General features: G+C 71.6%; 17 protein-coding genes. 6 read left to right on the top strand and 11 right to left on the bottom strand.

All coding sequences use genetic code 11. The features are described from left to right. Nucleotides 1–43 precede the first annotated feature (43 nt). The 4 genes from HCJ93_RS29885 to HCJ93_RS17095 all read right to left on the bottom strand — a co-directional run bounded on the left by HCJ93_RS29885 (nucleotide 44) and on the right by HCJ93_RS17095 (nucleotide 3,806). On the bottom strand, nucleotides 44–175 hold the full coding sequence (locus tag HCJ93_RS29885; RefSeq protein WP_277350731.1) for a hypothetical protein: 132 nt from the start codon (nucleotides 173–175) through the stop codon (nucleotides 44–46). A 273-nt stretch (nucleotides 176–448) separates the two neighbouring features. Beyond that, nucleotides 449–988, bottom strand: a complete 540-nt coding sequence (locus HCJ93_RS17085) for a GNAT family N-acetyltransferase (protein ID WP_167996576.1) — start codon at nucleotides 986–988, stop codon at nucleotides 449–451. A gap of 221 nt (nucleotides 989–1,209) precedes the next feature. Next, complete coding sequence (gene pruA, locus HCJ93_RS17090; protein ID WP_167996577.1) at nucleotides 1,210–2,841, bottom strand: L-glutamate gamma-semialdehyde dehydrogenase; 1,632 nt, start codon at nucleotides 2,839–2,841, stop codon at nucleotides 1,210–1,212. Nucleotides 2,842–2,879: 38 nt separating this feature from the next. Then, entirely contained in the window at nucleotides 2,880–3,806 is a 927-nt protein-coding gene (locus HCJ93_RS17095) for a proline dehydrogenase family protein (protein ID WP_167996578.1), read from the bottom strand. Between the two features lie 137 nt (nucleotides 3,807–3,943). On the opposite strand from HCJ93_RS17095, the gene HCJ93_RS17100 reads away from it, so the two are divergent. Then, complete coding sequence (locus HCJ93_RS17100; protein WP_206317546.1) at nucleotides 3,944–5,167, top strand: PucR family transcriptional regulator; 1,224 nt, start codon at nucleotides 3,944–3,946, stop codon at nucleotides 5,165–5,167. A 15-nt stretch (nucleotides 5,168–5,182) separates the two neighbouring features. Here the strand turns inward: HCJ93_RS17100 and HCJ93_RS17105 are convergent, their stop codons facing one another. After that, entirely contained in the window at nucleotides 5,183–5,761 is a 579-nt protein-coding gene (locus HCJ93_RS17105; protein WP_167996580.1) for a TetR/AcrR family transcriptional regulator, read from the bottom strand. A 95-nt stretch (nucleotides 5,762–5,856) separates the two neighbouring features. Between HCJ93_RS17105 and HCJ93_RS17110 the strand changes: the two genes are divergently transcribed. The 3 genes from HCJ93_RS17110 to HCJ93_RS17120 all read left to right on the top strand — a co-directional run bounded on the left by HCJ93_RS17110 (nucleotide 5,857) and on the right by HCJ93_RS17120 (nucleotide 10,811). Beyond that, entirely contained in the window at nucleotides 5,857–7,389 is a 1,533-nt protein-coding gene (locus tag HCJ93_RS17110; protein ID WP_167996581.1) for an MFS transporter, read from the top strand. 250 nt (nucleotides 7,390–7,639) lie between these two features. Next, on the top strand, nucleotides 7,640–9,079 hold the full coding sequence (locus HCJ93_RS17115; RefSeq protein ID WP_309141425.1) for a glycosyltransferase family 4 protein: 1,440 nt from the start codon (nucleotides 7,640–7,642) through the stop codon (nucleotides 9,077–9,079). A gap of 796 nt (nucleotides 9,080–9,875) precedes the next feature. Next, the gene (locus HCJ93_RS17120) at nucleotides 9,876–10,811 is read left to right on the top strand and encodes a hypothetical protein (protein ID WP_167996582.1); all 936 of its coding nucleotides are present in this window, start codon (nucleotides 9,876–9,878) and stop codon (nucleotides 10,809–10,811) included. Nucleotides 10,812–10,894: 83 nt separating this feature from the next. Here HCJ93_RS17120 and serA read toward each other — a convergent pair whose 3' ends face one another. The 6 genes from serA to HCJ93_RS17150 form a co-directional block, all read right to left on the bottom strand. Next, entirely contained in the window at nucleotides 10,895–12,484 is a 1,590-nt protein-coding gene (gene serA, locus HCJ93_RS17125; RefSeq protein ID WP_167996583.1) for a phosphoglycerate dehydrogenase, read from the bottom strand. Nucleotides 12,485–12,735: 251 nt separating this feature from the next. After that, the gene (gene ilvC / locus HCJ93_RS17130) at nucleotides 12,736–13,734 is read right to left on the bottom strand and encodes a ketol-acid reductoisomerase (RefSeq protein WP_167996584.1); all 999 of its coding nucleotides are present in this window, start codon (nucleotides 13,732–13,734) and stop codon (nucleotides 12,736–12,738) included. Nucleotides 13,735–13,856: 122 nt separating this feature from the next. Next, a complete protein-coding gene (ilvN, locus tag HCJ93_RS17135) occupies nucleotides 13,857–14,381 on the bottom strand; it encodes an acetolactate synthase small subunit (protein WP_167996585.1) in 525 nt (174 codons plus the stop codon). Nucleotides 14,382–14,401: 20 nt separating this feature from the next. Then, nucleotides 14,402–16,252, bottom strand: coding sequence for an acetolactate synthase large subunit (locus HCJ93_RS17140; RefSeq protein ID WP_206317547.1), 1,851 nt, complete (start codon nucleotides 16,250–16,252; stop codon nucleotides 14,402–14,404). A gap of 230 nt (nucleotides 16,253–16,482) precedes the next feature. Continuing rightward, entirely contained in the window at nucleotides 16,483–19,479 is a 2,997-nt protein-coding gene (locus HCJ93_RS17145) for a putative bifunctional diguanylate cyclase/phosphodiesterase (RefSeq protein WP_167996587.1), read from the bottom strand. Nucleotides 19,480–19,891: 412 nt separating this feature from the next. Beyond that, nucleotides 19,892–20,845 (bottom strand): 2-hydroxyacid dehydrogenase, encoded by a 954-nt coding sequence (locus HCJ93_RS17150; RefSeq protein WP_167996588.1) that lies wholly within the window; start codon nucleotides 20,843–20,845, stop codon nucleotides 19,892–19,894. A 74-nt stretch (nucleotides 20,846–20,919) separates the two neighbouring features. On the opposite strand from HCJ93_RS17150, the gene HCJ93_RS17155 reads away from it, so the two are divergent. Beyond that, nucleotides 20,920–21,918 carry an aldo/keto reductase gene (locus HCJ93_RS17155; RefSeq protein ID WP_167996589.1) on the top strand — a complete coding sequence of 333 codons (999 nt, stop codon included), beginning with the start codon at nucleotides 20,920–20,922 and terminating at the stop codon, nucleotides 21,916–21,918. Nucleotides 21,919–22,013: 95 nt separating this feature from the next. Continuing rightward, nucleotides 22,014–23,177 carry a PQQ-dependent sugar dehydrogenase gene (locus HCJ93_RS17160; protein ID WP_309141426.1) on the top strand — a complete coding sequence of 388 codons (1,164 nt, stop codon included), beginning with the start codon at nucleotides 22,014–22,016 and terminating at the stop codon, nucleotides 23,175–23,177. The last annotated feature ends 60 nt before the right edge of the window (nucleotides 23,178–23,237 follow it).

Raw genomic sequence — 23,237 nt, forward strand, 5'->3', positions numbered from 1 at the left:
CCACGTGATGACATTGCATGTCCGTCATGCGGACATGCACGTGTCAGTGACCCGTGGAGCCCCCGTTGTCGCGGCGGTCGAGGGCGCGCTGCAGCGCGGCGGCGGCGTTCTGGCGGTCGGACTCGCTGGAGGAGCGGGTGTGGCGGACGCGGCGGCGGACGGTCGTCTCGGCCATGAGGGATCGACTCCTTCGGGAAGCACAGAGGCACAGGCGGAGTGCGCGGAACACGGAAGACAGAGGTGCGAGACGCCGGAAGGGGCGGCGGGCCAACGGGACCGCAGGGGTTGCCTGCACGGGGTCCGGCCCGGACCGCCATCGCTTGATCGAGCGAGACGTTCGGCTTCTACAAAGCTAGAGGAGCGCCCCGCTTCTGTCTCCACAATTAGTCGGACTTCCTACTATCTGAGACAGTGGACTGCCTCACACGCCTCTGACCTGCGCAAACACTCAGAGCACATCACCGTCGCGCCAGTCGAACACCAGCTCGTGAGCGGGGTCGAGCGGGCCCGCGAGCGCGGGCCTGACGAAGGTGCAGTCCTCCTCCTCGGCCAGCCGCACCACACCCTCGGGGCCGAGCCCGAGGATCCGCCCGTCCCACAGCCGCCAGCCGCGCGCCCGGTACAGCAGGGCACCCTCGTCGCTGGCGGACAGCATCCCGGCGTCGTACGCCCGGTCGACGATCCGCTCCAGCTCCGCCATCACCCGGCCGCCGAGCCCGGTCCGCCGCACGTCCCGGCGCACCCCCACGGCCTCGACGTACCCGACGCGCAGCCACCGCTGACGGTGCCGCACCCGCCGCATCACCACCGATCCGTGTGCGGCGAGGCCGGACTCGTCGTGCGCCAGCACGTGCATGCCGCCCAGCGCGTGCTCCCAGTCCTGCTCGCCGAGGTCGCCGTCGAAGGCGTCGGTCAGCAGCGAGCGCACCCCGTCGAGTTCGGCGGGGGCGAGGTCGGCGGTGTGGGCGGTGCGCAGCCAGACGGTCATGCGGCCAGTATCGACCGGTGACCCGGCGTCGGCCGGACGGGCGAAGAGTTCCGGGACGGGTGGAAGGAGGAGAGGCGCACCCCCGCCCCGGACCGAGGACGCGGGCCCGGGCGGAGCACACGTGCCCGGACAGACGAACGGACCCGGCGTGCGGCCGGGTCCGGAGGGCGGACGGGCCAGGTCCAGGGGGAGAGACCTGGCCCGTCCGGGATCGGGGGGCGTCAGCCCATGTGCGGGTAGGTGTAGTCGGTCGGCGGGACCAGCGTCTCCTTGATGGCGCGGGTCAGCGTCCAGCGCATCAGGTTCTGCGGGGCGCCCGCCTTGTCGTTGGTGCCGGAGGCGCGGCCGCCGCCGAAGGGCTGCTGGCCGACCACGGCGCCGGTGGACTTGTCGTTGATGTAGAAGTTGCCGGCCGCGTAGCGCAGCTTCTCCATCGTGTGGGCCGCGGCGGCGCGGTCACGCGCGATGACCGAGCCGGTGAGCGCGTAGTCGGAGACCGACTCCATCTGCGTCAGCATCTCGTCGTACTTGTCGTCCTCGTAGACGTGGACGGCGAGGATCGGGCCGAAGTACTCGGTGCGGAACACCTCGTTCTCCGGGTCGGTGCACTCGATGACGGTCGGGCGGACGAAGTAGCCCACCGAGTCGTCGTAGCTGCCGCCCGCGACGATGGTGCAGGTGGGGTCCTCCTTGGCGCGGTCGATGGCGGCCTTGTTCTTGGCGAAGGCCCGCTCGTCGATGACGGCGCCGATGAAGTTGGACAGGTCGGTGACGTCGCCCATGGCGATGCCGTCGACCTCGGCCGCGAACTCCTCCTTGAAGCCGGAGTTCCAGATGGAGGCCGGGATGTAGGCACGCGAGGTGGCCGAGCACTTCTGGCCCTGGTACTCGAAGGCACCGCGGGTCAGCGCGGTCTTCAGCACGGCGCGGTCGGCGCTCGGGTGGGCGACGAGGAAGTCCTTGCCGCCGGTCTCGCCGACCAGGCGCGGGTAGGAGCGGTACTTCTCGATGTTGTTGCCGACCGTCTTCCACAGGTACTGGAAGGTCTTGGTCGAGCCGGTGAAGTGGATGCCGGCGAGGTCGCGGTGCTCCAGGGCGACCTTGGAGACCTCGATGCCGTCACCGGTGAGCAGGTTGATGACGCCCTTGGGCAGGCCGGCCTCCTCCAGCAGCTCCATCAGCAGCACGGCGGCCAGGGTCTGCGTCGGGGACGGCTTCCACACCACGACGTTGCCCATCAGCGCGGGCGCGGTGGGCAGGTTGCCCGCGATGGCGCTGAAGTTGAACGGGGTGATGGCGTAGACGAAGCCTTCGAGCGGACGGTGGTCGAGGCGGTTCCACACGCCCGGGGAGTTGGCCGGGGGCTGCTCGGCGAGGATCTGCCGGGCGTAGTGGACGTTGAAGCGCCAGAAGTCGACCAGCTCGCAGGGGGTGTCGATCTCGGCCTGCTGGGCGGTCTTGGACTGGCCCAGCATGGTGGCGGCGGCGAGGGTCTCACGCCAGGGGCCGGCCAGCAGCTCGGCGGCGCGCAGGATGATCGCCGCGCGGTCGTCGAAGGACATGGCACGCCAGGCCGGCGCGGCGGCGAGCGCCGCGTCGATGGCGTCCTTGGCGTCCGCCTGGGTGGCGTGGCGGAAGGTGCCGAGTACGGCCTTGTGGTTGTGCGGCTGCACCACCTCGAACGGCTCTCCGCCGCCCAGGCGCTTCTCACCGCCGATGGTGCAGGGGAGGTCCCTGGGGTTCTCGGCGAGCTCCTTGAGCCGGGCCTCCAGACGGGCACGCTCGGGCGAGCCGGGGGCGTAGCCGTGCACCGGCTCGTTGACGGGGGTGGGGACCTGGGTCACAGCGTCCATGGGTTCCGTAACTCCTTGACTTGAGCGGGTGTTCGGGCTCAGCCCTTGCTGACCATCGACCGGACGAAGAAGCGCAGGTTCGCCGGCTTCTCCGCCAGGCGGCGCATGAAGTAGCCGTACCAGTCGGTGCCATAGGCCGTGTAGACGCGCATGCGGTGGCCCTCGGCGGCCAGCCGCAGGTGCTCGTCGCTGCGGATGCCGTAGAGCATCTGGAACTCGTACTCGCCGGGCTTTCGCCCGGCGCGGCGGGCGAGTTCCTGGGCGATGGTGATCAGGCGCGGGTCGTGGGACCCGATCATCGGGTAGCCCTCGCCCTCCATCAGCGTCCTGAGGATGCGTACGTACGCCTTGTCGATCTCGTGCTTCTGCTGGTAGGCGACCTCGGCGGGCTCCTTGTAGGCGCCCTTCACCAACCGTACGCGAGAGCCGTTCGCGGCGAGGCGGCGCGCGTCCTGTTCGGTGCGGTAGAGGTAGGACTGGATGACGCAGCCGGTCTGCGGGAAGTCCTTCCGGAGCTCCTCGTGGATGGCGAACATCGAGTCGAGGGTGGTGTGGTCCTCGGCGTCGAGGGTGACCGTGGTGCCGATCTCCGCGGCGGCCTCGACGACCGGGCGGACGTTGGCGAGCGCCAGGTCGTGCCCGCCGGGAAGCGCCTGGCCGAACATCGACAGCTTGACCGACATCTCCGCGCGGGTGCCCAGCTCCAGCGGCTCGAGCCGGTCGATCAGCTCCAGGTAGGCGTCGCGGGCGGCGGCGGCCTGCCCGGGCGTCGTGATGTCCTCGCCCACGACGTCCAGGGTCATCTCCAGTCCCTTGCCGGTGAGCTCCTTGACGACCGGCAGGATGTCGTCGACGGTCTCGCCGGGGATGAAACGGTCGACGACCTGCTTGGTCACCGGGGCCGCCGAGATCAGACGTCGCATCCGGTCGCTGCGCGACGCGGCGAGAATCACGGGACCCAGCACGGGGCACCTCCACAACTGTCGATGGCCGCCGCCCGACGGCCCGGGGACGGCACGGAGAACCACCGTGAAACCTAAGGATGACTCCGATCGTGGGCCATCGACAGCTGTCACGCATCCGTGCCGCAGATCTCAGACAGATGTATGAAGGCCCTGGGATTCTGCGGGAGAATGCCCCGGTGACGTCCGAATACAGGGGTGACTACCAGGAGCTGGTCGACGAGATCTCCCAGCTGCTCGGCGCTCCGGCGACGCTGGAGAACCGCGACTTCGAGCTGATCGCCTTCGGCGCGTACGACGACGAGGGCGACCTCGATCCGTCCGCGCTCGACCCGGTGCGCACCCGGTCGATCCTGACCCGGCGTTCGACGCCGGCGGTGCGCGCCTGGTTCGAGTCCTTCGGCATCACCCGCGCGACCGGCCCGGTGCGCATCCCGCGCACCCCGGAGGCGGGCGTGCACCGGGGACGCATCTGTCTCCCGGTACGCCATCGGGGTGTGGTGCACGGCTATGTGTGGCTGCTGGACTACGACCCCGGCCCGACCGAGCGGCAGCTGGCGTCCGCGATGGAGGTGACCGCCCGGATCGGCGCGCTGCTCGCGGACGAGGCCCAGCACGGCGCCGACCTGACCCGGGAGCTGCGGGCGGTGCTCACCGCGGAGCGCGACTGGCAGCGCGACATGGCGATCGCCGAGCTGCGCACGGCGCTGGGCCCCCGCGGGGAGGGGTTGCACACGGTGCTGTGCATCGCCCCCTGGCCCTCGGCGGACCCCGACGACGCCCCTTCGGTGCGCACGATCCCCGGCGCGACGGCGCTGTGCACTCTGCCGTGGGGCGCGACCGCCCTCTCCCTCGCGCTGCTGCTCCGGCTGCGGTCCAGCGCTGCGCCGGCCCCGGCGCGCACCGCCGCCGCGCGGCTGCTGGAGCGGGCCCGGCCGAGCGGCACCCCGGGCGCCCCGGCGGCCGGCATCGCCTCGCCCCGCCAGGGGCTCGCCGAGCTGGGCACCGCCTGGACGGAGGCCTCGGCCGCCGCCCGGGCGGCGCTGGCCGAGCCCCGCCTCGGCCCGGTCACCGAGTGGACCTCGATCGGCCCCTTCCGGCTGCTGACCGCCCTGCCCCCGCAGGCGGCCCACGACCCGGCCGTGACCCCGCTGCTCTCCCCCGCCCACCACGAGCTGGCGCACACCGCCGAGGTCTACCTGGACTGCGCTGGGCAGGCCGGCCGCACCGCCGCCGAGCTGGGCATCCACCGCCAGACCCTGTACTACCGCCTGTCCCGCATCGAGCAGCTCACCGGCCTGGACCTGGACGACGGCGAGGACCGGCTGCTGCTGCACATGGCTCTCAAGGCGCACCGCCTGTAGCGCGGGCCGCCTCGATCACCCGGCGCGGGCCGCCTCGATCACCCGGCGCAGGCCGGCGGCGAGCTGTCCGGCCTCCGGCGCGGAGTCCGGGTCGAAGGACCACTGGGCGATCAGGCCCGTCATCAGGGTCACGTAGAAGGCGCCCACTGTGTCCGCGGTCTCGTCGGAGACGTCCTGCTCCGTGCCGCCCATCAGCAGCGGCACCAGCCCGCGGCCGGCCTCCCGCTGGGCACGCGCGAGGGTCTCGCGCACCTCGGGCATCCGGTCGCCGAGGGCGAGGACCTCCATGCTGAGCCGCCACACCGAGGAGGGCTGCTTCATGGTGCCGATGATGTTGGACCACACCCGCTCGAAGCGCTCGACCGAGCCGGGCTCGGTGTCGTGCACATTGCCCTGGTCGAAGGCGTCGCCCATCTCCTCCACCAGGGCGAGGTAGGCCCGCGCGAGCAGCGCGTCCTTGGAGCCGTAGTGGTAGCCGATGGACGCCAGGTTGGTCCCCGACTCTCGGACGACGTCGCGCGCCGTGGTGCGCACGAACCCCTTCTGGAGCAGGCAGCGCTTGGCGCCCTCGAGCAGATCCTCACGGTGTCCCATGGCGTCACCCTACCCCCGTTCATACGCCTGTCCCATACGCTTGTCTTATACGGTCGTTCTATACAAGCGTTTAAGACGCGTGTACATTCACTCGCATGACGAATACGGCAACCTCCGAACCTGCTCCCGTCCGCGCCGGGCGGCGTGAGTGGACCGCGCTCGGCGTGCTGATGCTTCCGCTGCTGCTGGTCTCCATGGACGTCTCCGTCCTCTACTTCGCGATCCCGGAGATCAGCGCCGACCTGGAGCCGACCGGCACCCAGCAGCTGTGGATCTTCGACATCTACGGCTTCGTCCTGGCCGGCCTGCTGATGACGATGGGTGCCGTCGGCGACCGCATCGGCCGCCGCAGGCTGCTGCTGTTCGGCGCGGCCGCCTTCGGCGCCGCCTCACTGCTCGCGGCCTACGCGCAGAGCGCCGAGACGCTGATCGCGGCCCGCGCGGTGCTCGGCCTGGGCGGCGCCACGCTGATGCCGTCGACGATGGCGCTGGCCCGCACGATGTTCACCGACCCGGCCCAGCGGTCCATGGCGATCGGCCTGTGGTCCGGGGTGATGACGGCCGGGATCGCACTCGGCTCGGTGATGAGCGGCGTCCTGGTCGAGTACTTCTGGTGGGGCTCGGTCTTCCTGGTCAACCTGCCGGCGATGCTCCTGCTGCTGCTCCTCGGCCCGTTCCTGCTGCCGGAGTCCCGCGATCCGTCGCCCGGCGCCTTCGACTGGCTGAGCGTGCCGCTGTCCATGGCGGCCGTGCTCCCGGTCGTCTACGGCCTGAAGGAGCTGCCTTCCGAGGGCTGGAACGTCCGCTACGTCATGGCCGTCGACGTGGGCCTGCTGTTCGCGGCGCTGCTGGTGCACCGGCAGCGCACCGCGACCGCGCCGATGATCTCCCCGGCCCTGTTCCGCGGCCGGGGCTTCACCCCGGCGCTGGTCCTCAACACGGTGGCGGCCTTCGGGATGATGGGCTCGGCCTACTTCACCACCCAGTACCTGCAGTCGGTGCTCGGCAAGAGCGCCCTCGAGGCGGCCCTGTGGAGCCTGCTGCCGTCGGTGCTGATCGGCGTCGCCGGACCGGCCGCCGCACGGCTCGGCCAGCAGGGCGTGCCCCGCGCCTGGATCGTGACCGGCGGATTCGTGATCGCGGCGGCCGGGTACGGCCTGCTGACACTCGCCGGTACGGACTCCCTGTGGCTGGTGCTGGCCGCGTGCGGGGTGCTGTCGGCGGGCATCGTGATCGTGATGTCCCAGGTCACCGACCTGGCCCTGAGCTCCGCCCCGGTCGAGCGGGCCGGTGCCGCCTCCTCCCTGCTCGAGACCGGCTCGGAGTTCGGCGGCGCGCTCGGCATGGCCGTGCTGGGCTCCATCGGCACGGCGGTGTACCGCCACGCGATGCCGGACACGGCCCCCGCCCCGGCCCAGGAGACCCTGGGTGGCGCTCTCGCCGTGGCGGCCGAACTCCCGGGGCGCGCGGGAGACGCCCTGGCGTCGTCGGCCCGCGAGGCCTTCACCGGCGGCCTCCAGGGCGCGGCGATCGCGGGCGCGCTGGTCCTGGCGGCCGCGGCTCTGCTGGCGGCCCGGACCCTGAGGCCGATCCGTCTGCCCAAGGAGCAGGAACCAGCCGGCGAGTAGGAGACGAACCGGCGGCAGATGAAGCGCCGGACGGGTGTGCTCCAGCCCGTCCGGCGCTTCTCAGCCGACGCGGCCTGCCCGGGAGCCCTGACCGGCACCCGCCCGCGAACCGGTGTCCGATCCCGGCGCACGCCGGAGTGCGCCCCCGAACCCGCACTCCCCCGAGGCCACGCTCCGGTACCACCCGACGTCCTGATGAGTTCCCAGACGTACAGGTGTGCGCCACGTTCGAACACGGGACGGCTGTGGCGTGCCGCATTCGATCACGAAACCGGGTGACGACGACGTGGCCGACGGCAGGAAGACCAGCCCGCACACCCTGGCCTCCCCCCTGAACCGCCGTGCCGCGACGCTCTACAGCAGGAGCACCGGGCCCCCGCCCTCCCCGTGGCCGGCCGCGGTCCGGGCGCGGGCCCGCCCGAGCGGTCCCAACCCGCTGAGAACGGTGTCGGCCTCCCCGTTCCTGGTGCGGGACCTCGTGCACTCGGGCAGCGCGACGGTCCCCCGCCGGCAGCGGCGGGCCGCGGGCGCGGTGTCCGGGCGCCGCCTGTCGGTGGTGGCGCGGGTGTACGGGTATCCACCGGACCACAACGCGGGTTCGGAGTGGATGCTGCACTCGATGCTGCGGCCCCTCGCGGAGTCCGGCCACCGGGTGGAGGTGTGGCTCTCCCACCCGGGCACGAGCCACCGGCCCTACGAGATCGACGGCGTGCACGTGGTGCCGTTCCAGGCGGGCCTCGACTTCGTGGCCCGCGCCGGCCGCGCGGACGTCCTGGTGTCCCACTACGAGAACGTCCCCCTGGTCGCCGGACTGGCCCGCGAACGCCGTGTCCCGGTGGTGGTCATCTGCCACGACAACTTCGAGACGAGCTTCCACAACGCGGCCGGCGCCGACCTGGTGGTCTACAACAGCGAGTGGATCCGCCGGGACGGGGAGATCTTCTACGCCCGCTACCCGCCCGAGTTCCTGCCCCGCCGCAGCATCGTGGTCCGCCCGCCGGTGATCGCCGAGGACTACCGCACCCAGCCCGGCGACTGCGTGACCCTGGTCAATCTCAACGCCGACAAGGGCGGCGAGCTGTTCTGGCAGATCGCCGCCTGGAGTCCGCGGTGGCACTTCCGCGGGGTGCGCGGCGCCTACGGGCGGCAGGTGATGCCGCCGCCACGGCTGCCGAACTGCGAGGTGGTCGACTCGGTACCCGGGCACCGGATGCGGGAGCACGTCTACAGCCGGGCACGGGTGATGCTGATGCCGTCCCTGTACGAGTCGTGGGGGCGGGTCGCGGTGGAGGCGTACGCCTCCGGGATCCCGGTGATCGCCCACCCCACCCCCGGCCTCGTCGAGGCCCTCGGCCAGGCCGGCATCTTCGCCTACCGCGACGATCCCAACGCCTGGATCGACGCCCTCGACTCCCTGCGCGATCCGGACACCTGGGCCCGCGCCAGCCGTCGCGCCCGGGCCCGCTCCGACGAGCTGAGCGCCGCCCGCGACCTGGACCTGTGGTGCGAGGCCGTCGAATCCCTGGGCGGGCCCCGGTCCGGCCGGACGGCCCCGGCAGGGGCAGTCCCCCGCGGGGGCTCACCCACCACCATCGACCGGCTCCGGACCTCCACCCTGCGGTGGGTGCGACGGATGCGGGACGCCGGGACCCATCCGAGCGACGCCGATCCCCGGGAGAGATGCCTCTGAACGAATCCGACCGACGCACCGACCACGACCAGTCGAAGATCCTCAACGAAAGGACAACGTTCATGGCCCTGGAGACCATGACTCCCGCACTCGCACCGCCGGGGACCGCCGAACCGGCTCCCGCGACGGTCGAGAGCCCGGCCGTCGCCCCCTTCAACCGCTGCCGGCGGTTCAACCCCACCGGCAAGGTGCAGAACTTCACCGTCCCTCCCGGTGTCACCACGATCAACGCCCGCTGCTGGGGCGGAGGAGGCAAGCGAAACGGAAGCGGCGGGGGCGGTTTCGCCACCGGGGACATCGCGGTCCGGCCGGGCGAGACCCTGCTGGTCGTCGTCGACATGGGTGGCGGATCGCCCGGTGGCGGCGGCATGAGCGGCCTGTACAGCCAGCGGTTCGGCAAACCGCTGCTGATCGCCGGAGGAGGTGGCCGGAGCTTCGACGACGTACCGGGTGGGGCGGGCGGCGGCACCCGTGGCTCCGACGGAACGCTGCGGATGAAGGAGTACAAAGGGACGACGGCGCAGGGCGCATCGGGTTCCACCGGCGGCAAAGGCGCGGCCCCTGCCGACAAGCACACGGACAACTTCGGTGGCAGGGGCGGTGACACCGGCCAGAACGGCGGTTCCAGCGCCGGCAAGGACGCCGGGGGCCAGGTGCCGATCCCGGGCATGGGCGGCGGCGGGGCGGAAGCGGCGCCGGGGGTGGTGGAGGTGGCTACGCGGGCGGCGGCGGTGGCCTCGGGCTGGGGTACAGGACGAGCGCGTTCGTCGGTGGTGGAGCCGGCGGCAGCAGCTTCGTGGCGGGCCCCGGCGTCACCAGCGGCCGCACCCTCCCCGGCACGGGCACGCAGGCGGGCGGCAAGGGCGACCCCGCCTACCAGGCCGGTGTCGGCGACGCCAACCGCCACGGACAAGTGGTGCTGCAGTGGACGGAGTTCACCCTCACACCGGGATCCGACAAGCAGCTCACGCAGGGCGGTGCCGAGGCATTCCCCGGACTCCGGGTCGCATCCACCGACGGCCTGGAGCCGGTGACCGTGACGGTCACCCTGCCCGCGGGCCGCCGCCTGCTCTGGGGTACACAGGCCCAGGCCGACTACCAGCTGACCGTGCAGCGGTCCGACGGCGCACAGACCGCGTACGTCGGAGCGCTCTCCGGTGACGGTGACGCGCTCACCTTCACCGATGTCGACCTGCACCTGCCCGGCACCACCACCATCTGGGTCTGCGTGAGTGCCGACCACGACGCCCCGCTCGGCCCCACCGCTCTGACCTTCGACGTCGCGGGGAAGAAGTCTCACTCCACACGGATTCTCGTCAAACCGGCCATCACCGTCTCGGCGAGCGGCACCCCGGTGCTCGCACCGAGGGGCGGGGAGCGCACGTACCCCGGCGTCAAGGTGCGCAACAACGGGGCCGCGACCATCCCCCCGCTGACCGTCGTCGCAACGCTGCCCAGCGGGTTCCGCTGGGGCGGGCCGGACGGCCCCGATCACCAGCTGACCGTCTCCGCCGGCGACAGGGGCACCGCCGTCCACACGGGCGTGTTCTCCGCCGACGAGACCGTCCTGACGTTCCCCGACGTCGATCTGCTGGTCGGCGGCGCGGCGGGAACGGAGAGCATCATGTGGGTCGGCGTCAGCCCCACGGAGCACGCCCCCACCGGCGCCGCCACCGTGGCCTTCACCGTCGGTGACCATGTCTCCCCGTCCACCACGATGAACGTCACCTGACGCACGGGAGGCGGAACAGACGAACGCCGGACGGGCGTCACCGGCCCGTCCGGCATTCGGCGTTCGGCGGCGGTACGCCGCCCTCAGACCAGATTCACCGACCGGGCCGACGTGGCCCCGATCTCCGAGGCGACCTCGCTCAGCACCGGCGCCGGCACCGTGTCGTCCACCGTCAGGACCGCCAGCGCCTCACCGCCGACCGTCGACCGGGAGACCTGCATGCCCGCGATGTTCAGACCCGCCTCGCCGAGGATGCGGCCCACCGTGCCGACGACACCCGGCCGGTCCTCGTAGCGCAGCACCACCATGTGGTCGGCGAGCGCCAGGTCGACGTCGTACTCACCGACCGCCACGATCTTCTGGATGTGCTTGGGCCCGGCCAGCGTGCCGGAGACCGAGATCTCCTCGCCGTCGGCCAGCGTGCCGCGCACGGTCACGACGTTGCGGTGGTCGGCCGACTCCGAGCTGGTGGTCAGCCGCACCTCGACGCCGCGCTCCTGCGCGAACAGCGGCGCGTTGACGTAGGAGACCGTCTCGTCGACGACGTCCTCGAAGACGCCCTTGAGCGCGGACAGCTCCAGCACCTTCACATCGTGCTGGGTGATCTCGCCGTACACCTCGACGTCCAGCCGCACGGCCACCTCACCGGCGAGCGCGGTGAAGATCCGGCCGAGGCGCTCGGCGAGCGGCAGGCCCGGCTTGACGTCCTCGGCGATGACACCGCCCTGGACGTTCACCGCGTCCGGGACCAGCTCACCGGCGAGGGCGAGCCGCACCGAGCGGGCGACGGCGATACCGGCCTTCTCCTGCGCCTCGTCCGTGGAGGCACCGAGGTGCGGGGTGCACACCACCTGGTCGAACTCGAACAGCGGGGAGTCCGTGCAGGGCTCCTTGGCGTACACGTCGAGGCCGGCTCCGGCGACCCGGCCCTCCTTGAGCGCCGAGTACAGCGCCTGCTCGTCGACGATGCCGCCGCGGGCGGCGTTGATGATGCGCACGCTCGGCTTGACCTTGCGCAGCGCCTCCTCGCCGATCAGGCCGAGGGTCTCGGGGGTCTTCGGCAGGTGGACGGTGATGAAGTCGGAGATCTCGAGCAGCTCGTCCAGGGACAGCACCTTGACGCCCATCTGTGCGGCCCGCGCGGGCTGCACATAGGGGTCGTAGGCGACGACCTTCATGCCGAAGGCGCTCATCCGCTGTGCGACGAGGGCGCCGATCCGCCCCAGACCCACGACACCGAGGGTCTTCTCGGCGAGCTCGACGCCCGTGTACTTGCTCCGCTTCCATTCGCCGTTCTTCAGCGCGGCGTTGGCCTGCGGGATGTTGCGCGCGGTGGCGATGATCAGACCGCAGGCGAGTTCCGCGGCCGTCACGATGTTGGAGGTGGGGGCGTTGACGACCATCACGCCGGCCTTGGTGGCGGCGGAGACGTCGACGTTGTCCAGGCCGACGCCGGCGCGGGCGACGACCTTGAGCTTGTTCGCCGCGGCGATCGCCTCCGCGTCGACCTTGGTGGCCGAGCGGATCAGGATCGCGTCCACGTCGGCGATGGCCGGGAGCAGCTCCGCGCGGTCGGCTCCGTTGCAGTGGCGGATCTCGAAGTCCGGCCCCAGCGCGTCGACGGTGGCGGGCGACAGCTCTTCAGCAATGAGTACGACGGGTTTCGAGCTCACGTGAGTCCTCACAAGTCCAATGCGGACGGCCGTCCCGACGGCCGCTGGCGGTGGAGGGATGCTTGCCGCGTGGAAGACGCACGACGCTGTGGGCCTGACGCGTATTAATGCAGCAGTGTAGTGGCGCCGAGGGGCTCGTCTTACGCCGCTTCGGAAGGATCACCCGGACGAGATGCTCCGTTCCGGAAGGGTCCGGGCGCAGCCCGTGGCGGCGCCCCTGCCACGGGTGCGCCGCCACGGGACACGGACGATCAGGCGTCCTCGTTCACCCAGCTCATCAGCTTGCGGAGCTCCTTGCCGGTGGTCTCCAGCAGGTGCTCCGAGTCCTGCTTCTTGTACTCGTTGTACTTCTTCAGACCGCCGTGGTACTCCTCCATCCAGTTGCGGGCGAAGGAGCCGTCCTGGATCTCGGCGAGGACCTTCTTCATCTCGGCCTTGGTGGCGTCGGTGATGATCCGCGGGCCGGTGACGTAGTCGCCCCACTCGGCGGTCTCGGAGATCGACCAGCGCATCTTCTCCAGGCCGCCCTCGTACATGAGGTCGACGATCAGCTTCAGCTCGTGCAGGCACTCGAAGTAGGCGATCTCCGGCTGGTAGCCGGCCTCGGTGAGGGTCTCGAAGCCCGCCTTGACCAGCGCGGCCGTACCGCCGCAGAGCACCGCCTGCTCACCGAACAGGTCGGTCTCGGTCTCCTCGGTGAAGGTGGTCTTGATGACGCCGGCGCGGGTGCCGCCGATGCCCTTGGCGTAGGACAGGGCGAGCGCGAAGGCGTTGCCGGAGGCGTCCTGCTCGACGGCGGCGATGCAGGGGACGCCGCGGCCCTCCTCGTACTGGCGGCGGACCAGGTGGCCCGGGCCCTTGGGGGCGACCATGCAGACGTCGACACCGGCCGGGGGCTTGATGAAGCCGAAGCGGATGTTGAAGCCGTGGCCGAAGAAGAGCGCGTCGCCGTCGTTCAGGTTGGGGGCGATGTGCTCCTCGTAGACCTGGGCCTGGATCGGGTCCGGGACCAGGATCATGATGACGTCGGCCTCGGCGGCGGCCTCGGACGGGGACACCACGCGCAGGCCCTGCTCCTCGGCCTTGACCTTGGACTTGGAGCCCTCGTGCAGACCGACGCGCACGTCGACGCCGGAGTCGCGCAGCGACAGGGCGTGGGCGTGGCCCTGGCTGCCGTAACCGATGACCGCGACCTTGCGGCCCTGGATGATGGACAGGTCGGCGTCGGCGTCGTAGAACAGCTCGGCCACTTTGGGTTCTCTCCTTGAGTGCAGGTGTTGCTCCCACCGTATGACGGCGGGGGGACGGGAGGTCTCGGGATCTCGGTATGCGGGCGGTCCGCGTCGCGGGGAGCGGACCGCCCGCGGGAGGGTCAGGCGCTGCGGTCGAGGGCGCGCAGCGAGCGGTCGGTGATGGACCGGGCGCCGCGGCCGATCGCGATGGTGCCGGACTGGACGAGCTCCTTGATGCCGTACGGCTCCAGCATCTTGAGCATCGCGGACAGCTTGTCGCTGCTACCGGTGGCCTCGATGGTGACGGCCTCCGGGGAGACGTCCACGGTCTTGGCGCGGAACAGCTGCACGATCTCGACGATCTGGGAGCGCGTCTCGTTGTCCGCGCGCACCTTCACCAGAACGAGTTCGCGCTGAACCGCCTGTCCGGGCTCGAGCTCGACGATCTTCAGCACGTTGACGAGCTTGTTGAGCTGCTTGGTGACCTGCTCCAGGGGCAGGTCCTCGACGTTCACCACGATGGTGATACGGGAGATCTCCGGGTGCTCGGTGACACCGACGGCGAGCGAGTCGATGTTGAAGCCGCGGCGGGAGAACAGGGCGGCGATCCGGGCGAGGATGCCGGGCGTGTTCTCCACCAGGACGGAGAGCGTGTGCTTGGACATGGTGTGTGGCTCTTCCTCGCTCAGTCGTCTTCGTTGTCGCCGAAGTCCGGGCGGACGTCCCTGGCGGCCATGATCTCGTCGTTGGAGGTCCCGGCGGCGACCATCGGCCAGACCATGGCGTCCTCGTGGACGATGAAGTCCACGACGACGGGGCGGTCGTTGACCGAGTTGGCCTCCTCGATGACCTTGTCCAGGTCGGCCGGGTTCTCGCAGCGGATCGCGTAGCAGCCCATGGCCTCCGACAGCTTCACGAAGTCCGGGACCCGGGTGCCGCGGGCGTCCGGGTTGACGTCGTCCGGGCCGGAGTGCAGGACCGTGTTGGAGTACCGCTGGTTGTAGAAGAGGGTCTGCCACTGGCGGACCATCCCGAGGGCGCCGTTGTTGATGACGGCGACCTTGATCGGGATGTTGTTCAGGGCGCAGGTGGTGAGCTCCTGGTTGGTCATCTGGAAGCAGCCGTCGCCGTCGATCGCCCAGACGGTGCGGTCGGGGGCGCCGGCCTTGGCGCCCATGGCGGCGGGGACGGCGTAGCCCATGGTTCCGGCGCCGCCGGAGTTCAGCCAGCTGGCGGGCTTGTCGTACTGGATGAAGTGGGCGGCCCACATCTGGTGCTGGCCGACGCCCGCGGCGAAGATCGTGTTCTCCGGGGCCAGCTGCCCGATGCGCTCGATGACCTGCTGCGGGGAGAGCGAGCCGTCGCCGGGCTGGTCGTAGCCGAGCGGGTAGGTCTCGCGCCAGCGGTCGAGGTCGTGCCACCAGGCGGTGTAGTCGCCCTTGCGACCCTCGGCGTGCTCCTTCTGCACGGCCTGGACCAGGTCGGCGATGACCTCGCGGGCGTCACCGACGATCGGCACGTCGGCGGCGCGGTTCTTGCCGATCTCCGCCGGGTCGATGTCGGCGTGGACGACCTTGGCGTGGGGGGCGAAGCTGTCCAGCTTGCCGGTGACGCGGTCGTCGAAGCGGGCTCCGAGGGCGACGATCAGGTCGGCCTTCTGCAGCGCGGTGACGGCGGTGACCGAACCGTGCATGCCCGGCATTCCCACGTGCAGCGGGTGGCTGTCGGGGAATGCGCCGAGCGCCATCAGGGTGGTGGTGACGGGCGCTCCGGTGAGTTCTGCGAGGACCTTCAGCTCGGCGGTGGCGCCGGCCTTGACGACTCCGCCGCCGACGTAGAACACGGGGCGCTTGGCGGAGGTGATCAGCCGGGCGGCCTCGCGGATCTGCTTGGCGTGCGGCTTGGTGACGGGCCGGTAGCCGGGCAGGTCCATGACCGGCGGCCAGGAGAAGGTGGTCTGTGCCTGCAGGGCGTCCTTGGCGATGTCGACCAGCACCGGGCCGGGGCGGCCGGTGGAGGCGATGTGGAAGGCCTGCGCGATGACCCGCGGGATGTCCTCGGCCTTGGTGACCAGGTAGTTGTGCTTGGTGATCGGCATGGTGATGCCGACGATGTCCGCCTCCTGGAAGGCGTCCGTGCCGATCGCACGGGAGGCGACCTGGCCGGTGATCGCGACCAGCGGGACGGAGTCCATGTGCGCGTCGGCGATCGGGGTGACCAGGTTGGTGGCGCCGGGTCCCGAGGTCGCCATGCAGACGCCGACCTTGCCGGTGGCCTGCGCGTAGCCGGTGGCGGCGTGGCCGGCGCCCTGCTCGTGGCGGACCAGGACGTGGCGCACCTTGGTGGAGTCCATCAGCGGGTCGTACGCCGGAAGGATCGCACCGCCGGGGATGCCGAATACCGTGTCGGCCCCGACCTCCTCGAGAGAGCGGATGAGGGACTGCGCGCCCGTGAGGTGCTCGACGGGGGCGGACTGCTGTCCTCCGGATCGGGGCCGCGGCTGCGGGTGATGGGCCCCGGTGGCCTGCTCGGTCATCGGCATTCTCTTCTCGATGCTGAGGGTTTTTGCGAGGTTTGCGTGGTGTACGCGGGCTGTGCGACAGGTGCTGGTGCAACAAAAAACCCCTCGTGCCAAAAGGCAAGCGAGGGGAGCGCGCCGGGTGCGGGTCGCCGAGCGGTGGTGGCTCGGCGTCAGCCGACGCGCTGTCCAAGTACGAGAATTCGGGTGCGCATGGCACTGACCCTCCCCCCGGCACACACCCGGTGTCAAGTGGGTGGGACGGGAGTCTCATTATGTGAACGGAGGGTCGTACCCGTCCTGAGCACCGCACTCACCCCCGCGGAGTACACGCCGGCATGGGCGCCGCCGGTGAGGGCGGGCTCGGCCGGCTCGTGCGGCACCGGGTAGTGGCCGGTGGTCAGCGCCCGGCGCAGCCGGTACTCGTCCAGCGGCCCGGAGAAGGCCATGCCCTGCCCGTGCGTGCAGCCCATCGCGCGCAGCGCGGCCACCTGCTCGGGCAGATCGAGACCGTCGGCCACCGACTGCAGCCCGAGGTCCCCGGCGATCCGCAGCAGCCCGCTGGTGATCTTGTGCAGCCGGGCGGACTCCACCACGCCGTCGACCAGTGAGCGGTCGAGCTTCAGTATGTCGACCGGGAGCCGTCTGAGGGCGGTGATCGTCGCGTACCCGCTGCCGAAGCCGTCCAGGGCGATCCGCACGCCGAGCCGCTTGAGGGCGTTCAGCCGGCGCTCCAGCTCGTCGAAGCAGACGCTCGGGTCGGTGTCGGCCAGCTCGATGATCAGCGAGCCGGGCGGCAGCCCATGGCGGGTCAGCAGCGCCTCGATCGAGCCGAGCGGCAGCGACCGGTCGATCAGCCGCCGTGCGCCGATCCGTACCGCCACGGGAACGGCCACCCCGGTGGTCTGGCGCTCCGCGGCCTGCTCCACCGCCTCCTGAAGCACCCAGCGCCCCAGCTCGGCGGTCTTCTCGGTGTCCTCGGAGACCCGCAGGAACTCCGCCGGGGTGAACAGCACGCCCTGGGAGGATCTCCAGCGCGCCTGGGCGCTCACCGAGGTGATCCGGCCGTCCTCCAGGCACACCACCGGCTGGTGCAGCAGGGCGAACTCGCCGTCGTGCAGCGCCGAGCGCAGCCGGGTGGCCAGCTCGGCCCTGCGCACCACGTCCTGCTGCATCTGCGGCCGGTACAGCTCCACCCGGCCCTTGCCCGCCGCCTTGGCCCGGTACATCGCCAGGTCGGCGTTGCGCAGCAGCTCCCCCGCGCCCAGGCCCGGTTCGGCGAAGGCGACACCGATGGAGGCGTTGACGCGGACATCGTTGCCGTCGATGACGTAGGGCTGGGAGAGCGTGGCTCTGAGGCGGTCCGCGAGCTCCAGGATGTGGCCCTCGCGGGCCTCCCGGTCGCGGGCGCCGTCACCGACGATCAGGGCCGCGAACTCGTCGCCGCCCAGCCGGGAGGCGGTGTCGCCCTTGCGGACGGCCTCCTTGAGTCTGCGGGCGGCCTGCACCAGCAGCTCGTCCCCGGCCTGGTGGCCGATGGTGTCGTTGACGGCCTTGAAACCGTCGAGGTCGATGAAGAGCACGGCCGTGCCTCTCAGGGCGGCACCCCGGTCGGAGGCGCGGCGGCCGGAGAGGGCCTGCTGGACGCGCTTGGTGAACAGCGCGCGGTTGGGCAGGTCGGTGAGCGGGTCGTGCTCGGCGTTGTGCTGCAGCTGCGCCTGGAGGCGCACCCGCTCGGTGACGTCCCGGCTGTTGAAGATCAGGCCGCCGTGATGACGGTTGACCGTCGACTCCACGTTGAGCCAGCCGCCGTCGCCGGAGCGGAAGCGGCACTCGATGCGGGTGGTCGGTTCGTCGGAGGGGCTGGCGGCGAGGAAGCGCCGCACCTCGTGCACCACGCAGCCCAGGTCCTCGGGGTGGATCAGGCTGGCCAGTTCGCTGCCCACCAGCTCCTCGGCGGGCCGGCCGTACACCCCGGCGGCGGCCGGGGAGACGTAGCGCAGCACTCCGTTGGGCGCGGCGATCATGATGACGTCGCTGGAGCCCTGCACCAGGGAGCGGAAGTGGTTCTCCGCCTGGGCCAGTTCCTGGGTGAGCGTGATGTTGTCGAGCAGCATGATCCCCTGGCGCACCACGAGGGCGAGCACCACGGTGCCGCCGGTGAGCAGGACCACGCGGTCGACGCTGCGCCCGTTGAGGACGTTGTAGAGGATCCCCAGCGTGCACACGGCCGCGGCCAGGTAGGGCGTGAGGGCGGCCAGCGAGCCGGCGATGGGCCGTGCGGCCGAATAGCGCAGCTCGCCGGCGGGCGCGGGCGGCTGGGGGTGCGGCCCGCTGCGCTGCCCGGGCACGTGCTCGCGCACCACGCGGGTGTGCTGCTGCTCCTCGGCCCGGGCGCCGTCGCGGGGCGCCGTCCAGGGCGCGTACGCCAGCAGCAGCGAGCCCGCGAACCAGCCGGCGTCGAGCAGCTGCCCCGAGCGGTAGTCGTCGTGCAGCAGCGGCGAGGTGAACAGGGCGTCGCAGAGCACGGTGAGCGCCAGGGCGCCGATCGCGGTGTTGACCGCGGAGCGGTTCACCGCCGACCGTCTGAAGTGCAGCGCCAGCACCATGCTGATCAGGGCGATGTCGAGCAGCGGGTAGGCCAGCGAGAGCGCCGTGTGCGCCACGTCGGGCCCGCCCTCCTGGGCGGCCTGGGCGAGCGCCAGACTCCACGCCAGGGTGAGCAGCGAGCCGCCGATCAGCCAGGCGTCGAGGGCGAGGCAGACCCAGCCGGCCTTGGTGACGGGCCGCTTGGCGAGCACCAGCAGGCCCACGATGGCGGGCGGCGCGAAGCACAGGAAGAACAGGTCGGCGTAGCTGGGGCTGGGCACGGGCTCGCCCAGGACGACCTCGTACCAGCCCCAGACGAAGTTGCCCAGGGCCGCCATGGACGAGGAGACGCCGAACAGCAGCCAGGCGGGCCGGAACCGGGTGCGGCGGCCACGCGCGGAGACGAAGCAGGAGACCGCGGCGGCGGCCGCCGCGGCGCTCAGCCCGAAGTCCCCCATGACCAGTGCGAGTCGGGGCGAGCCCCAGCCACATGCGGCCCCGACGGCGTAGGCCGCGCAGATGAGGGCGAGGACGAGCTGCGGGACCAGGCCGCGCCGGGCCCCGTCACCGGGCGGGCGGGGCAGCAGCGCTCCCGGCGGGGAGTGCGGCCTGAACGCCGCGCCTTCGAGCGTGGGTGTGGGGGTCGGCGCGCTCACCGGCTCCTCCCGGTCCGTGCTCCCGAACCCCGTGGAGCCCGGGGCACCGTGGCATGCCTCCTTCGGCCGCCCTGTCTGCGCGGCATCGGGTGGGGGCGGCGGTGCCGCCGGCCGGTCGGCCGTACGGGGCGGCCGGTGATCCGGCCGCGGCTGTGCGCGACCGCGCGCCAGGGCCTCCGCCGGCGGTTCCGCCGCGTCGGATCGCTCGTCCATAGGCCGTGCATCGCGCGTCGCCCCCCTCACATCTGCGTTGGTCGTCCCCCGCGCCGTTCCGTCAGTGGCGCAGCCCCTGTCCGGACGATACACCAGTCTGGTCACTCAGGGACATAGGTTCTCTACTCTGCGTGACGATCAACAGATGTATGAGTACCCATCGCCGCCGGGAAAACACGGACAGTACGCGACAATCCGACTACGGTGTGTCCGCTCCCGTCACCAGGATCACGTTGCGCAGCTCGTCCCGGTTCAGAAAGCGGCGCAACTGGTCCGTCAGCAGCCGCTCGGCGCGCGGCAGGAAGGCGGAGGTGGGTCCGCCGACGTGCGGGGTGATGAGAACGCCCGGCGCCCGCCACAGGGGGTGCCCGGCGGGCAGCGGTTCGGGGTCGGTGACGTCCAGGGCGGCGGTGATCCGGCCGCTCTCCAGCTCTGTGAGCAGGGCCTTGGTGTCGACCACCCCGCCGCGGGCCACGTTCACCAGCAGGGCCCCGTCCTTCATCCGGGACAGGAAGCCGGCGTCCACCAGGTGCCGGGTGGACTCGGTCAGCGGCGTGGACAGCACCACGACATCCGCCTCGGGCAGCAGCGAGGGCAGTTCGGTGAGCGGGTGCACCGGACCGCGCTCCGTGGTGCGCGCGGAGCGCGCGACGCGTGCCACCCGCGCGAGCTCGAACGGAGCGAGCCGGTCCTCGATGGCCGCGCCGATCGACCCGTAGCCCACGATGAGCACCGTCCTGTCGGCGAGCGCGGGCCGGAATCCGCCGAGCCACTCTCCTCGCTCCTGGGCGCGCACGAAGTCCGGGATGCCGCGCAGCGAGGCCAGGATCAGCGCGACGGTCAGCTCGGCGGTGCTGGCCTCGTGCACGCCGCGGGCGTTGCACAGCCGCACTCCGGGCGGCAGGTGCCTCAGCCCCGGCTCCACGTGGTCGATGCCGGCGGAGAGCGTCTGCACCACCCGCACCGAGGTCATGTGCGGCAGCGGGCGGGTGCCGATGCCGCTGGGCTTCATGTACGGCACGACGTAGAAGACGCAGTCGGCGGGGTCGGCGGGGAACTCCTCGCCGCCGTCCCAGAATCGGTAGCGCGGCCCCTCGGGAAGATCCTCGATCTCCTCCGGCGGGATCGGGAGCCAGACGTCGGTTGCAGTCATGGCCCGAGGCTATGTCAGAGGCCTCGGAGGCCAGAGGTTAGGTTGGGGGGCCGGAGAGGGAGGGTCACGAGCAGGTGGAGCGCAGGACGATCGGCGCGGCGGCGCTCACGGTGGGGGCCGTCGGACTCGGGTGCATGCCGATGAGCTGGGCCTACAGCACGTCACAGCAGCGGGGCGAGGAGTCGCTCAGGGCGGTGCACCGGGCGCTCGACCTCGGCTCGACGCTGCTGGACACCGCCGACATGTACGGGCCGTTCACCAACGAGCTGCTCCTCGGGCGGGTGTTGAAGGAGCGGCGCGCCGAGGCGTTCGTGTCGACGAAGGTCGGGCTGCTCGTGGGCGACCAGCACATCGTGGCCAACGGCCGCCCCGGCTATGTGAAGCGGGCCTGCGACGCCTCGCTGCGCCGGCTGCAGACGGACGTCATCGACCTCTACCAGCTGCACCGGGAGGACCCCGAGGTGCCGGTGGAGGAGACCTGGGGCGCGATGGCCGAACTGGTGCAGGCCGGCAAGGTACGGGCCCTCGGCCTGTGCGCGATGGGCGCGCGCTCCGCCCGGCGCCCCGGTACCCGCCTGTACGACGCGACCATCCGCCAGCTGGAGCGGGTGCAGCAGGTGTTCCCGGTGAGCGCGGTGCAGGCCGAGCTGTCGGTGTGGTCGCCGGAGGCGCTGCGCACGCTGCTGCCGTGGTGCGAGGCGCGCGGCATCGGTTTCCTCGCGGCGATGCCGCTGGGCAACGGCTTCCTGACCGGCACGCTCACCCCCGGCGAGGGCTTCGAACCGGACGACCTGCGCGCCCGGCACCCCCGCTTCACCGCCGAGATGATGGCCGCCAACCAGCCGATCGTGGCCGGCCTGCGCCGGGTCGCCCGCCGCCACGGCGAAGCGGTCACCCCGGCCCAGGTCGCCCTCGCCTGGCTCCTCGCCCAGAGCCCCCGGGTCATCCCGGTCCCCGGCACCAAGCGCGCCCGCTGGGTCGAGGAGAACGCGCGAGCAGCCGACCTGAAGCTGACCCGGGAGGACTTCGCGGAGATCGCGGCGCTGCCGCCGGCGCAGGGGTCCTGGGACTGACCGGCACGTCCGGTTCGGGAATCCGGGGAACGGGAACCTGGGAGGCGCGGGCGGTGTATGACAAGTGGAACCTGCCGCGTCGAAGGGACAAGATCGTGCAACGTCGAGCCGTGACGGCCGTACTGGCCGCCGCCGCGCTCCTGCTGACGGCCGGCTGCTCCTCCGATGACGGAGGATCGCCGGGCGGGGACGGCAGCGCCTCCGCCAGCCGTACCAGCGGGCAGGCCTCGCCCCCCGAGCGCTCCGGGGAGCGGACGCCGCCCGCGAAGGGGTCCGTGAAGGTGCTGCGCACCGTCGCCACGGGTCTGAAGACACCGTGGGGTCTCGCCGCGCTGCCGGACGGGGACCTGCTGGTCTCCTCCCGCGACGAGGCGACGATCACGCGGGTGGACGGGAAGACGGGCAGGAAGACGGAGCTGGGCGAGGTGCCCGGGGTGTCCCCCGCCGGGGAGGGCGGCCTGCTGGGCATCGCGCTCTCCCCCGACTACGCCTCGGACCACATGATCTACGCCTACTTCACGTCCGCCTCGGACAACCGCATCGTCCGCATGATCTACGACGAGAAGAAGCCCTCCGGCGAACAACTGGGCGCCCCGGACACGGTCCTGCGCGGCATACCCAAGGGGGTCATCCACAACGGCGGCCGGATCGCCTTCGGCCCGGACCGGATGCTGTACGCGGGTACGGGCGAGAGCGGTGACACGGGCCTGTCCCAGGACAAGAAGTCGCTCGGCGGCAAGATCCTGCGGATCACCCCGGAGGGCGAGCCCGCCCCGGGCAACCCGTTCCCCGACTCCCCGGTGTACTCCTACGGCCACCGCAATGTGCAGGGTCTCGCCTGGGACGCCGAGCAGCGCCTGTTCGCCTCGGAGTTCGGCCAGAACACCTGGGACGAGCTGAACGCGATCAAGCCGGGCGACAACTACGGCTGGCCAAAGGCGGAGGGCCGCTCCGAGGAGGACGGCTTCCACGACCCGCTGGAGCAGTGGTCCACCGACGAGGCCTCCCCCAGCGGCATCGCCTACGCCGAGGGCTCGATATGGATGGCGGGACTGCGCGGCCAGCGGCTGTGGCGGATCCCGCTGAAGGGCACGGAGACGTCCGCGGAGCCCCAGGCGTTCTTCGAGGGCGAGTACGGACGGCTGCGCACGGTGCTCCCGGCCGGGGACAGCAAGCTCTGGCTGGTCACCAGCAACACCGACGGCCGCGTCGAGCCCGAGGACGGCGACGACCGGATCCTGGAACTGGAGGTGAGCTGAGCCGGGCGGCGGGCAGACGGCCAGGGCGCCGGCAGCGGGCAGTGGGGAGCAGGCAGGCCG

Source organism: Streptomyces composti (genome assembly GCF_012034205.1).
In the GTDB taxonomy this organism is placed as follows: Bacteria; Actinomycetota; Actinomycetes; order Streptomycetales; family Streptomycetaceae; genus Streptomyces; species Streptomyces composti.

Coding starts and splice junctions, on each gene's coding strand:
- ilvN (WP_167996585.1), bottom strand. CDS start 14,381: ATGTCCAAGCACACGCTCTCCGTCCTGGTGGAGAACACGCCCGGCATC.
- HCJ93_RS17100 (WP_206317546.1), top strand. CDS start 3,944: ATGTATGAAGGCCCTGGGATTCTGCGGGAGAATGCCCCGGTGACGTCC.
- HCJ93_RS29885 (WP_277350731.1), bottom strand. CDS start 175: ATGGCCGAGACGACCGTCCGCCGCCGCGTCCGCCACACCCGCTCCTCC.
- HCJ93_RS17105 (WP_167996580.1), bottom strand. CDS start 5,761: ATGGGACACCGTGAGGATCTGCTCGAGGGCGCCAAGCGCTGCCTGCTC.
- HCJ93_RS17110 (WP_167996581.1), top strand. CDS start 5,857: ATGACGAATACGGCAACCTCCGAACCTGCTCCCGTCCGCGCCGGGCGG.
- HCJ93_RS17140 (WP_206317547.1), bottom strand. CDS start 16,252: ATGACCGAGCAGGCCACCGGGGCCCATCACCCGCAGCCGCGGCCCCGA.
- HCJ93_RS17150 (WP_167996588.1), bottom strand. CDS start 20,845: ATGACTGCAACCGACGTCTGGCTCCCGATCCCGCCGGAGGAGATCGAG.
- HCJ93_RS17085 (WP_167996576.1), bottom strand. CDS start 988: ATGACCGTCTGGCTGCGCACCGCCCACACCGCCGACCTCGCCCCCGCC.
- pruA (WP_167996577.1), bottom strand. CDS start 2,841: ATGGACGCTGTGACCCAGGTCCCCACCCCCGTCAACGAGCCGGTGCAC.